The sequence below is a fragment of the Fulvivirga lutea genome (assembly GCF_017068455.1).
Lineage (GTDB): Bacteria > Bacteroidota > Bacteroidia > Cytophagales > Cyclobacteriaceae > Fulvivirga > Fulvivirga lutea.
The window spans coordinates 558,431-571,402 of sequence record NZ_CP070608.1; the positions used below are offsets into that span (position 1 = coordinate 558,431).

Annotated in this window: 11 protein-coding genes; 7 read left to right on the forward strand and 4 right to left on the reverse strand. The window is 37.3% G+C overall.

Features of this window, described 5'->3' with window-relative positions; all coding sequences use genetic code 11:
- Positions 1–477: 477 nt before the first annotated feature.
- Entirely contained in the window at positions 478–2,205 is a 1,728-nt protein-coding gene (locus tag JR347_RS02685; RefSeq protein ID WP_205722514.1) for a chloride channel protein, read from the reverse strand.
- Between the two features lie 132 nt (positions 2,206–2,337).
- Between JR347_RS02685 and JR347_RS02690 the strand changes: the two genes are divergently transcribed.
- On the forward strand, positions 2,338–3,276 hold the full coding sequence (locus tag JR347_RS02690) for an NAD(P)H-dependent flavin oxidoreductase (RefSeq protein WP_205722515.1): 939 nt from the start codon (positions 2,338–2,340) through the stop codon (positions 3,274–3,276).
- Positions 3,273–3,665, forward strand: coding sequence for a VOC family protein (locus tag JR347_RS02695; protein WP_205722516.1), 393 nt, complete (start codon positions 3,273–3,275; stop codon positions 3,663–3,665). Before JR347_RS02690 ends, JR347_RS02695 begins: the two co-directional genes overlap by 4 nt.
- Here JR347_RS02695 and JR347_RS02700 read toward each other — a convergent pair.
- The 3 genes from JR347_RS02700 to JR347_RS02710 all read right to left on the reverse strand — a co-directional run bounded on the left by JR347_RS02700 (position 3,662) and on the right by JR347_RS02710 (position 6,236).
- A complete protein-coding gene (locus JR347_RS02700; RefSeq protein WP_205722517.1) occupies positions 3,662–3,931 on the reverse strand; it encodes a hypothetical protein in 270 nt (89 codons plus the stop codon). The genes JR347_RS02695 and JR347_RS02700 overlap by 4 nt on opposite strands.
- Before the next feature lie 68 nt (positions 3,932–3,999).
- On the reverse strand, positions 4,000–4,719 hold the full coding sequence (locus JR347_RS02705; RefSeq protein WP_394369441.1) for a glycosyltransferase family 2 protein: 720 nt from the start codon (positions 4,717–4,719) through the stop codon (positions 4,000–4,002).
- A complete protein-coding gene (locus tag JR347_RS02710) occupies positions 4,716–6,236 on the reverse strand; it encodes an ArnT family glycosyltransferase (RefSeq protein WP_205722518.1) in 1,521 nt (506 codons plus the stop codon). Before JR347_RS02710 ends, JR347_RS02705 begins: the two co-directional genes overlap by 4 nt.
- 175 nt (positions 6,237–6,411) lie before the next feature.
- Between JR347_RS02710 and JR347_RS02715 the strand changes: the two genes are divergently transcribed.
- The 5 genes from JR347_RS02715 (at position 6,412) to JR347_RS02735 (ending at position 12,966) form a co-directional block, all read left to right on the forward strand.
- Complete coding sequence (locus tag JR347_RS02715; protein WP_205722519.1) at positions 6,412–7,329, forward strand: hypothetical protein; 918 nt, start codon at positions 6,412–6,414, stop codon at positions 7,327–7,329.
- Positions 7,330–7,422: 93 nt separating this feature from the next.
- Positions 7,423–8,505: an aminotransferase class V-fold PLP-dependent enzyme gene (locus JR347_RS02720; protein ID WP_235689738.1), complete on the forward strand. Its 1,083-nt coding sequence runs from the start codon at positions 7,423–7,425 to the stop codon at positions 8,503–8,505.
- A 1-nt stretch (position 8,506) separates the two neighbouring features.
- Entirely contained in the window at positions 8,507–9,949 is a 1,443-nt protein-coding gene (locus JR347_RS02725; protein ID WP_205722520.1) for an alpha/beta hydrolase, read from the forward strand.
- Between the two features lie 102 nt (positions 9,950–10,051).
- Positions 10,052–10,378 (forward strand): PadR family transcriptional regulator, encoded by a 327-nt coding sequence (locus tag JR347_RS02730; RefSeq protein ID WP_205722521.1) that lies wholly within the window; start codon positions 10,052–10,054, stop codon positions 10,376–10,378.
- On the forward strand, positions 10,375–12,966 hold the full coding sequence (locus JR347_RS02735; RefSeq protein WP_205722522.1) for an ABC transporter permease: 2,592 nt from the start codon (positions 10,375–10,377) through the stop codon (positions 12,964–12,966). The genes JR347_RS02730 and JR347_RS02735 overlap by 4 nt, the downstream gene beginning before the upstream one ends.
- The last annotated feature ends 6 nt before the right edge of the window (positions 12,967–12,972 follow it).

The window sequence follows — 12,972 nt, forward strand, 5'->3', positions numbered from 1 at the left end:
TTTAAAGATTGTGAAATTAAGTTAATTCTAAACTTTAATGACTGCTTGAAGCTCCGAAATAATAAGGAAAAATTAACATAACATTAAATTAAAGTTGATAGAGCAATATTTTAAGTTTACCCGCATAAGTTTTTAGTCGCTTTTCGCGTCCAATTTTGAACGTTTGAATCATGTAAGATAATTGCCTTTCTGTTAATTATTATACAAAAAACCTAGAGGTGATTTAGACAAAAAAAAGATTCAAATAATTTGATAAAAAGTTTTCCACAAAATACTAAAGTTTTCCACACTATTTATCAATTTTAACATAACTTACTAATTATCAGATAATTACATCGATAAATTTGAATCGATTATTTGTGGACAACTCAACATGGTCAATTCTGATGCCTTATAAATAAAAAACATACCCACAATAAAAACCCCATTTTATTTCAAATATATTTTTCAATTAAGTGTAAGGTTCTTACAGGGTGTTTATTCGCGGTTTGTACGAATAAGTTTGGTTCGATAGGTGTTGAAAATGCGAGATTTTGATAAAAACCCCTTGTATTTTCCATTATCAATTACAGGCAAATTCCACGCACCTGTTCTTTCAAACTTCTCCATTACCGATTGCATATTTTCATGAGGGCTCACGTAAGCTGGGGGTTTATGCATTATTGCTCTTATTGGGGTTGTCTCACGCTTATCCAAATCAAACATAATGTTTCGAATGTCATCAAGCGTAACCACACCTACTAGCTCATTACCTTCAGTAACAACTGGAAATATGTTCCTTTTCGATATTCGAACAAGATCTACCAGTGCTTCCAAATTGGCCTCTGGGCGAATCACCAATAAATCCTTTTCAATGATTTTGGTAAGATTAATTTGACTTAGTACCTGCCTGTCTTTGTCATATTGAATCAAATCACCACGCTCAATTAAATGCTTGGTGTAAAGTGAATGCTTTTCAAATATGGAACTAGTAGAAAATGCAATGGCAGAAACCAACATTAGTGGGACAAATAACTCATACCCACTAGTAATTTCAGCGATTAAGAAGATGGCCGTCAACGGTGCATACAAAACTCCACTCATTACTCCGCACATACCCACTAAAGTGAAGTTACTAGTACTCACATTGCCCCATGTAATTACATTAGATACAGCAGCGAATAAAAAGCCAGTAACTCCCCCTAAGAATAATGAAGGCGCAAATATTCCTCCACTACCGCCTGAACCGATGGTCAGTGCCGATGCGACAGGCTTAATGAGTATTACACCAAAAATAAATGCCAGAAGCATCCAGGCATCTTCGAGGTTATTAAAAAATAACGATCTATTAAATATCTGAGATTCTTTGCCTGCAAGTAATAACTTGATAGTCTCATAACCTTCACCATAAATTGGTGGAAATACTAAAATGATAATACCGAGCAATATTCCGCCAACAACTGCTTTGCCATACACTTGCTTCACCTTGCCAATTAGACCTTCAATCTTGTAGGTCATCCTGGTAAAGTATACAGAGACCAACCCACATACTATTCCTAATAAGATATATTGAGGTGTATCTGCCGCTGTAAAACTATCAACCAGCTTAAAGGAGAATAAAACATCGTCTCCTAACAGGGTTAAAGAAATGAGGGCGCCTGAAACTGAGGCTATTAGTAGTGGAATAAACATTCCGATGGTAACATCCGCAAGGATTACCTCAAGGCTAAATATTACTCCTGCAACTGGCGAATTAAATATGGCAGATATCGCACCTGCAGCTCCACACCCGATGAGTAAAGTACGCTTCTTGTAATTCAGGTGCATGAACTTGCCTATGTTTGAGCCAATGGCAGACCCTGTTACAACAATGGGCGCCTCTAGCCCCACAGACCCTCCAAAACCCACAGTTAACGCACTGGTTATCATCCGTGAATACATTCTTGTCCTTTTTATTACGCTGGATTTTTTGGCTATATCATATAAAATCTGAGTGATGCCATGCCCCATGGTCTCTTTTAAAATGTACTTACTTATAAGTACTGTTAACAGAATGCCAATTAACGGAAAAGTAAAATACAGATAGTTTTCTAGCGTAATGCTTTCATGCAGCTTGTGCTGGATAAAGTGTACAGACTCTTTTAATATAACTGCTGCAATCCCAGAAATCAGACCTATCAACCCAGCCAGCATAAGAACAAAATTCTTATTGCTGATGTGCTTCATCCTCCAGATGAGGAATTTAATTAAGGGAGTTTCGTGCTTCAAATTAAGCCCTCTTTTTAATGGTCCAGTGCAAATTTAAAATAATAGCTTTTATACAGTAATGTTAGTAGATTAAAGTTCATCAATGTACTTATGAGCAAGATAACTGAACTATTTGATATTCAATATCCTATTATTCAAGCAGGCATGGTTTGGTGCAGTGGTTGGAAGCTCGCTTCTGCAGTTAGTAATGCCGGGGGTTTAGGCTTAATTGGTGCAGGCTCAATGCACCCAGAAACGCTGAAAGAGCATATTATCAAATGCAAAGCCGCCACTAATAAACCATTTGGAGTAAACGTACCACTACTCTATCCTGAAATCGATAAAATCATAGAAATTATCATTAATGAAGGAGTAAGGATTGTATTCACCTCCGCAGGAAATCCTAAAACCTGGACATCAAAGCTCAAGGAGCATAATATCAAAGTGGTGCATGTAGTATCAAGTGTAAAGTTTGCACTGAAAGCACAAGATGCAGGAGTAGATGCTGTTGTTGCGGAAGGCTTTGAAGCTGGTGGGCACAATGGCAGAGAAGAGATCACTACTTTTTGTTTAATTCCTGCGGTAAAAGAAGCTATTAGTATTCCATTGCTTGCCGCTGGCGGAATTGGAACTGGCAGAGGAATGCTAGGTGCCATGGCCTTAGGTGCAGATGGCGTACAAATTGGCAGCCGATTTGCGGCATCTGAAGAGTCATCAGCACATCAATTATTTAAAGAGCGTGTTATTAATTCAGAGGAGGGCGATACGGTGCTTACCTTAAAAAAACTTGCACCCGTTCGATTAATTAAAAATGAATTTTACGATCAGGTGAAAGCGGCTGAGGAGCGTGGTGCCAGCCCCGAAGAACTAAAATCTATACTAGGAAGTAGACGGTCCAAACTGGGAATCTTTGAAGGTGATCTTAAAGAAGGGGAATTAGAAATAGGTCAAATTTCAGCTTACATTAAAAAGGTTAAAAGTGCGAAGGATATAGTGGATGAAATTTGGGAAGAATATCAGCAGTTAAAAACCAAAATGTGTCAATCATGAAAGAGATTATCAAAATCAAAGAAACATGCTTATACATTCACGATCTGGAAAAAGCAAAAGAATTCTATCATGCAAAACTTGGCCTGGAAATTATCCACTACGCTGAAGGAAAACATATATTCTTTAAAGCCGGTCAATCTGTGCTACTTTGTTTCAACCCAGACGATAGTAAACACAAAACCTCACCTCCGCCCCATTTTGCTGAAGGCAATCAACATTACGCATTTGAAGTTGCTAAAGAAGATTATGAAGCGTGCAAAGCTGAAATAAAATCAAAAGGTGTTGAGATTATTGATAAGCTAGTTTGGGGCAATGGTCAGGAATCATTTTATTTTAATGACCCTGAAAATAATGTACTAGAAATTGTTCCTGTTGGTGTTTGGGATTAGCGACCGCCCAAAGCCAGTTTTATTGTAGTTTTCTTTGACGGTACTGTTTCATTTGCAGCTTCCTCTTCTGCGGCAACACTAAAAACAGTCTCATACCAATGCTTGTAATCCTTGTGCTGCACACAATCAGAAAATAGTTGGCCATCAACGAGTATTTTAATAATTACTCCTCGGGTAGCCCAAGCTTTAATTGATTCTTTCTGCTCTTCTGGCAATTCAGAAATTCGAATGAATTCGATACCTCTATAGACTCTCGCTTCGTTCATTCAGATTGATTTGTGATTGACAAAAATAAATATCTTCTAAGCTTAAAAAGTAACCGTAATGTTAATTCTTAGTTAAATAGACCGTATCTTAAGATACAATAAATCGCTCTAAATCCATCCTTCCAATTAATTTTTTTGCCTTCTGCATACGTTCTTCCATAGTATGAAATTCCAACCTCATAAAACCTAACGCCCTGTATGCGAGCAAGTTTGGCTGTCACTTCAGGCTCAAAACCAAACCTATTCTCCTTTAACGTTAAGCTTTTGGCCATGTCGGTTTTTATGAGCTTGTAACATGTTTCCATATCTGTAAGATTCAGATTGTTCATCATGTTTGACAAGAACGTTAACACCGCATTGCCTATTGAATGCCAAAAGAATAAAATCCTATGAGGTTTCCCCCCAACAAATCTACTGCCGTATACAACATCGGCTACGCCATCGATAACCGGCTGTAAAAGTATATTATACTCTTGCGGATCATATTCAAGATCAGCATCCTGAATAATTAAGAATTCTCCGGTAGCTTCTTTAATTCCTTTATGGAGAGCTGCACCTTTGCCTTTGTTTTTTGGTTGGGAAAAAAGCTGAATGTCCATATCGGAATTTTCTTTCAGATACGTTTCAATGCGCTCTTTTGATTTATCTGTGGATGCATCATCCACCATCACTATTTCTTTCTTGATTCCCTTTAATAATTCAACCTCCTTGATTTTGTCAAGAATCAAATGAATTGTTTTTTCCTCGTTGTAAACAGGAATGATAATCGAAAGTTTATTTATCATCATCTTTCGAACTTTAGCAAAAATGTATCTGGATTTTTTAGATGTAGCACCTGCTTAAATCTATTAGGATATTGGCGCACAGCCGGAAGTAGGTACTGAAATGTATTTCCATACACTTGATCGATCACCACATAATCTACCCGTTGCTTTTCCAGGTCTGCAATTAATTCTGCAGGATCTTTTGAAAGTTTATAACGCATCGTAAAGTTATCCCCAGCGTAAATAAAAAAGAGAGAAGGCTTCCCACAACTCACAACGGCCTCTTTTTCGTTCTGTTTAATCCATTCAGCTACTTTAAAATATTGTTCCCAGGCTGGCGGAAAAGGTGCTTTTGCCTTTGCAGATAATTCATTGAGTGGCGATATAAGAAAAAGAATGATCACTAAAGGAGCATAGTTTACCACAGAACTAATTTCCTGCTGCCCGCGTATTGCTTTAAACAACTCGTAAAATCCTTTAAGCAAACCAATCCAAAGAATTGGTATTATCGGAACGATGAACCTAACGCCAATCCATACATCTGGCCAAATCATTAATATGCCAAACGTGCCCAATAAATAACCAAGAATAAGCCAGTTGTATTTTTTGATTTTAATAACACCATAGGTAGTTAGCCCCACGATTATAAGTCCGAATACCCACTCTTTAAATTCTATTGGTTGCGAATAATTAGGGCCATAATTAAATAAAGCATCAGGGATTTCTCGTGTGATGTATCTTGAAAAGTTACTCCAAAACCTATCGATATAATCGCTAAAATCAGCAACCCCGAGTGATGGGTTGTACGGGTTAATCATTTTTAACTGATTCATATAGGAGGTGCCTCCTAACGATTGCCCTCGAATGAACCACGGCAAACCTCCCACTACTAAGCCCCCGATTGAGGCTCCTAATAGTTTCCAATTTTTAGATATCAAGAAATACAGACCTAAACCGCCCAGTATGGCAACACCTAACGACCGAACGTAATAGGCAATGACCATGAACAGTATAGTTAAAATGAAGTTCTTGTTTTTTATAGTTATCTCGCTGATATCAGTATTAGTGATAAAATAAATGGCTAAAAGACTAAAGAACATGTAAGGCACTTCAGACATCATCAAAGACCCGTAAAAAAGTGCATGACTATTTACTACCGTAAGCATTGATACAACAAAGGCCGTGATATAATTATTAGTAAACCGAGCTGTTAGTATGAACGTCAACCAAATAGAAGCGAAAAGAAATAACCCGTTCAACAGCTTAACGCCTACAACACTATCACTCACCACTAATATTGCACTTATGATTGCCGGATAGCCTGGTGGATAATGGTTGTTCGGACTTTTTGTTACTCGGGAAATGTTCACATAACCTTCGCCTTGTGCTATGGCTTTTCCTAGCGAGTAATAACTTGCATTATCTCCCAGTAAAGCAAGTTTCGAATCAAAGGTTAGTGAATAGGAAATAACAAATGACAGTGCTACGATACCAACAAATATCCACTTGTATTTTTCTCCTGTAAGCTGTTTTTCTTCCATTGAAAATTAATGAGCGGTAAAGATAACTTCTATTTCGACATAAGAAAATCGGAAAGTATGCTTAAAAGAGGCTCTATCTGAATAATTTATTAGTGACTTGTCGGTTAGCTGGCCAATATTTTTTGCAGACGAATGTTAATCACCGTTCTTTTGTTATAGATTAAAAATAAACCCGATGAGACGAATTGCCTTTAGTATAATTTTAGTTTCTATAGTTATTGGTGTTTTTTCAAGCTGCCAGAAAAGTGCTAACTCTAATCCCAACAAAGTTTCTGCTATACAAAATAAAGAGTTTAGCGATTATTGGTATGCAGGCGTGGCGGAGATAGATTCCTACAACTTAACGCAAGCTCGTTATGGTGAACAGCATGAAGGTAAGGCCGTACTCATTTTTGTAACCGAGCCATTTTCTAAAAGCAAGCAGGTGAAGCTCGATTACCCTGATCAAAATCCAAAGGATAATCAGACGGTATTAAAACTGAACTTTACGAAAAAGTTTACAACCGGGATTTATCCTTATAGCATGATGCTATCAACCTTTACGCCTGTTGAAAGAAACAAATATGAAAGCACGGAGAAAGTTACCATGAGCTCTCAGGAATGGTGTGGACACGTTTTCGCTCAGATGAATTTAAAAAATGATCATTATAATTTAGCCTCTTACTCTTATTTTGAGCAAGAGGGTGATATTCATGTTGAAGTTGAAAAGCAACTGTTGGAGGATGAGATCTGGAATTTAATAAGACTCGAGCCGCAATCATTGCCTACTGGTACTATAGAAGTTATTCCAGGTTTGTTCCATACACGATTACTGCATAAGAACATGAAGCCAAAAATGGCGTATGCTTCTGTTACTAATGATAAAACTAAAACATCGTTCAGGTTAGAATACCCTGAAGATAAACGTGTTTTAACAATAGAGTTTGAGTCTGCTTTTCCACATAAAATTCTTTCCTGGACAGAAAAACTCATCGGACTTAATGGAAAAGAAATTACTACAACCGCAACGCTTGATAAAACTTTATTGATTGATTACTGGAGCAAAAATCAAAACAAACATTCTTATTTACGAGATTCTTTAAACCTTCAATAATATGGCGTGAATGATTACATTTACTCCATGTTGAAGTGCCAAAAGGACAAATTCTCACTCGATAGTTCTGTTACATATCTGAATTGTGCCTATATGTCGCCACTGTTAAAAAGTGTAGAACAGATTGGTATTGAGGCAATTCAAAAAAAACAAAAGCCCTGGAACATCGCTCCCTCAGATTTCTTTACCGGAGTAAATAATTTAAAAAAGTCGTTTTCTGAGCTAATTAATGCATCAAATACAGAAAGTATTGCGCTTATTCCCTCCGTATCTTATGGCATTGCTACAGTGGCAAAAAACATCCCATTAAAAAAAGGCGAAAAAGTTGTAGTGCTTGACGAGCAATTTCCGAGTAACTATTATTCGTGGAAACGCTTAACTGATAATTCAGATGCCGAGTTGGTGGTTATAAAAAGACCAAAGTCTACCAGTATTGGAGAAGACTGGAATGCAGCCATTATTAATGCTATTGACAGCAGCGTAAAAGTGGTTTCCATGGCGCACGTTCATTGGGCTGATGGCACACTTTTTAAGCTGGAAGAAATAAGTGCCCTATGCAAAAAAGTTGGTGCTTTGCTTATCATCGATGGCACACAGTCTGTAGGTGCATTGCCTTTTGACGTTCAAAAAATTAAACCCGATGCTCTAATTTGTGCGGGCTACAAATGGCTTCTTGGCCCTTATTCTCAAGGGGTTGCCTATTATGGAGAGTATTTTAATAATGGAAAGCCTATTGAAGAAAATTGGATCAATAGATTTGAAAGTGAAGATTTTACTGGGTTAGTAAATTATAACGATAATTATCAAGCCGGAGCTTTTCGCTATTCTGTAGGTGAACATAGCAATTTCATTTTGGTGCCTATGTTAAATGAAGCCTTCACAAACATCTTAAATTGGGGAGTAGATAATATTCAATCCTACTGCAAAAATTTGATCGCTGAGAGTATAGATGAGTTAACATCTGCGGGCTACAGATTAGAACACTCGGAGTTCAGAAGTAATCACCTGTTTGGAATACGGTTGAATGACGCGTCAAGAATGGAGCAGTTGAAGACCAAAATTCAAAATCAGAATATTTCTGTTTCCTATAGAGGTGATGCTATCAGGCTCTCTCCTAATGTATATAATGATTCTACTGACATCGAAAAGTTGAAAAACTGCCTACTAACAAACTAAAATGAAAGCATTAAAAATCTCTCTCGTTGTAATTATTGCAGTTGTTGCTGCCTATTTTATTGGTCCACAGGTTGAAATAGGCGAGTTGTCAAAGACATTACCCGAGGTGCCGAATAATCTAACCGTTTTAGAAGCTTTTATAAATGAACGAGAGGATTCTATTCCAAATATTAAACCTGATAATGAGGGTAGAATTATCTGGGCCAATGGTAAGCCAGAAGTAACTGAATATAGTATTGTCTATTTACATGGATTTTCTGCCAGTCAGGAAGAGGGAGATCCTATCCATGAAAATTTAGCAAAGCGTTACGGCTGCAATTTATACCTACCAAGAATAGCCGGTCATGGGCTGAACGAAGAAGAAGCAATGCTGGATCTCACTGCTGAAAAAATGATGCAAAGTGCTGCAGAGGCAATTGCCATAGGTATGCAGATTGGTAAAAAAGTAATTCTGGTAACAACCTCCACAGGTGGCACTTATGGCTTGTATTTAGCAGAAAATAACCCCGCCATCGAAGCACTCATTTTATATTCACCTAATATTCAAATCTACGATCCTAATTCTTGGTTATTATCTAAACCATGGGGTCTGCAACTTGCCCGTTTAGTAAAAGGCACTAAGTATAATGAGTGGGAAATTGAAGCGAATAGAGCTAACTACTGGACAAATAAATACCGCTTAGAAGTTCTTACGGAATTGCAGGTTATGGTAGAAACCACCATGACGAAAGAAACTTTTGAAAAAGTTACACAGCCTGTTTTCTTGGGCTATTATTATAAAAACGAGGAAGAGCAGGATAACACTGTTTCAGTTCCTGCCATGTTAGAAATGTATGAACATCTCGGCACACCTGATGAGTTGAAAAGAAAAGTGGCGTTTCCTGAGGCAGGACATCATGTAATTGGCTCAGACCTTACTTCCGGTGCTTACGAACAGGTAGAAATTGAAACAATTAAATTTTTGGAGGAGGTAGTAGGTCTTAAACCAACAGTGAAGAAGGAGTTGAAACCAGAAACGATTAACCAGGTAAGCAATTCATTAAAGTCCATTCTTTCTGAGGACATAAAATTCCTAAGCGAAAATGATCGCAAATATAATTTAGAGGCTGTTGATTTAAATGGAGATAATGCTCCTGAATATTTTGTTCAATTTCAATCTTCGTATTTCTGTGGTTCTGGTGGTTGCACCTTCCTGCTTTTAAGTTCTGATATGCAGCTCATTACGCGTTTCACTGTAACCAATGCTCCCATTTTTGTAGAACCGGCATTTAAGAATGATTGGAAAATTCTACTCACAAAAAGCAATGATGAGTTCAAAGAAATGGCCTATGATAATGGTTCATACCCATCTAATCCATCCATTTTGAATAAAGCGCCTTACGATGCACCAAGCGGTCATGCGCAAGTTTTATTTGATAATTCTGAACTGAAATACTCTTTTTAAAGCCCTTCTAACCATCTGAATTTAAGGCATTTCCTTTCGAGATATGTAACCTTTTTTTTAGATTCACGTCTAAACTCTACATTTAGGAATTAATTAAATTTAATGAAAGGCACGAACCTAGGCGAATTCGAAGAGCTCATTCTGTTAGTTATTGGCGTATTAGACACTAATGCTTACGGAGCAGCTATTATCAGTCAACTCGAAGAGCAAACGGATAGAAAACCCAGTGTTGGCGCTGTACATTCTTCTCTTAACAGGCTGGTAGAAAAGGGTTATTTGAAATCGAGAACCGGTGAATCAACTGCCTCCCGTAGAGGTCGAAGAAAAATTTATTATGACCTCACCGCTGCAGGCCAAAATGCACTCATTAAAACAAGAGAAATGCGAAATTATCTCTTCTCATTAATTCCAAACATTTCTGCCGAATGAAAGAGAATGAACTCATAGATCCACCGGAGTGGCCTTTTAAACTTCTACGCTTTTTCTGTAAAGAAGAGCTTGTGGAACAAGTGGAAGGTGATATGATGGAAACATTCGATTATCGGGTGGAAACTCTGGGATTGAGCAAAGCCAAATGGCTCTTGTACAGAGATGTCTTTAGCATGCTCCGCCCTTTCGCAATCAAAGGAATCAATTTCAAGAACTCAAACAACATCACTATGCTTATTAATTATTTTAAACTCACTATTAGAGGGATTAAATCCAATAAAGTTACCTCAGCCATCAGCATCTTTGGCCTTGCGTTAGCCATTTCCTGCTGTATTGTGCTTTTTCTGTTTGCACAAATAATCATTAATGCGAATGATTTTATTGAAGATGCTGACCAAATACATATGGTTACAAGTAAAGCCAAAAATCAAAGTGGTGACGAATTTATTTGGGGCAAAACTCCAGACTTCATCGGTTCAGATTTTGAGGAACAGCAAGATGGCCCCTTTATGATGACCCGTTACACAAAATCGTCAGCTGTGGTAAGGCATGGTGATATTGTTATTGAAGAACCTATTGAATATGTGAGCGAGGATTTCTTAAACATTTTCAGTTTTGAATTAACCGATGGTGACAAATCAGCTTTAGAAAAACCGACCCAAATAGTATTAAGTCACAAAGCAGCTACTAAATTTTTTGGTGAGGGCTACCCTTTGAACAAGGAATTGAGTTTGATAATAAATGGAGAAAATGTGCCTGTAACTGTGGGAGCTGTTGCAGCAAAATTTCCCAACAATACCTATTTCGATTTTAATATTTTGGTGAATGAAAAGCTGAATCCAACTACAGAAAGTAATGCCGGAAGCATGACCAATGCCACGTTCTTTAAATTCAAAAATCCATCGATTAAAGATCAGTTTGAATCGAGCCAAAAAAACTGGGTTGCCATGTATAATGCCACTGATCCTAAATATAAAATTAGTGGGTTTAGTTTAATTGCCTTTGATGAAATTAAGAATACTCCTTACAATATCGCAGGTAATGTAGTAGGCAGAGAAAATATTTCCACTTTATATGGCATTATATTTTTCGGTGGTTTGCTCCTCTTTATTGCCTGCTTCAACTACATAAATATTGCATTGGTTTCAGCCACCAAAAGGTTGAAGGAAATAGGCATGAGAAAAAGCTTAGGAGCTACCAAATCTCAGCTAATCAACCAATTTTTAAGTGAGAATATTTTCCTTTGTATTTTCTCTGCTTTGGCTGGGTTAATCATTGCGCAAATTGCCCTCATACCCATATTCAATTCCTTCTTCCCGTTAGATTTCACAATAGATTTTACCTCGTTGCAATTGTGGATCTTTTTATTTGTAACGGCTTTGTTTACAGGACTTATTTCTGGCCTATACCCAGCTTTTTATGTATCCTCTTTCAATGCCAATGAGATATTTAAAGGAAGTGAAAAGCTGGGCTCTAATAAAAACGTGATTTTTAAGATATTCCTCGGCATTCAATTTGGTTTCACCTTTTTAATCATCTTTTCAGGCATTGCTTTTATTAACAACAGCCATTTTCAGAAAGAGCTCAGCTGGGGGTATGACAACTCTAATTTGATGGTGATTCCAACCTCCAATAAAAGCCAGTTTTTAGCATTTAAAGATAAAGTATCGCAATACCCTGAAGTAAAAAATATCGCCACGGCTGCCGGTCATGTAGGCAACAAGGCAAGCAGTATAGACATAGTTGTAAACGATGAAAAATCCCCGGTTTTAACCTACGATGTTAGTGCTAATTACATCGATCTGATGGAACTCGAGCTTATTGAAGGCAGAAACTTCGACCAGAATAAGGCCTCTGATTTTGATAACGGACTAATCGTTAATGAATCCTTTATTAAGAAATATATGATTGCCAATATTGAAAATGACCCAGTGATCACTGCGGACAAAAGATATAGGATTTTAGGTGTGGTGGAAGATTTCCATTATGACAATTTCTACTTCCCAATCGATGCCGCAGTATTCCGATTATCTTCTGACACTACCAATACTATGATATTAGCCAAAATTGAAGGCACTGCAGATTTGGCCGAAACGCGATATAAAATGAGTAAAGATTGGGTAAGCCTATTCCCGGATTATCCTTTTAATGGATACTTACAAAGTGAAATTTTCGATGACTACTATCGGCAAATGTCAATTCCTACCAACATTCTAATCCTATTCGCCACGATTTCAATCATTCTATCTTCCATCGGGTTATATGGTTTAGTTTCATTGGCTTTAGCTAAAAAGATGAAAGAAATAAGTATCAGGAAAGTGATGGGTGCCACCATGAAACACATTACAATCATTACGAATAAGCCTTATTTAATTATCCTTTCTGTGAGTTTGATTCTTGCCTTACCAGTGAGCCATATGCTGGTAGATGGGTACTTAGATCAGGTTAATGCATTTCACGTACCAATCGATTTAAGGGTAATTTTACCGAGTATATTATTAATCACGCTGGCTATTTTCTCCACTATTGGGTTGAACCTTTTAAAAGTAGCGAAATCCAGACCTGCTGAAAACTTAAAAGAGAGATAACTCAAC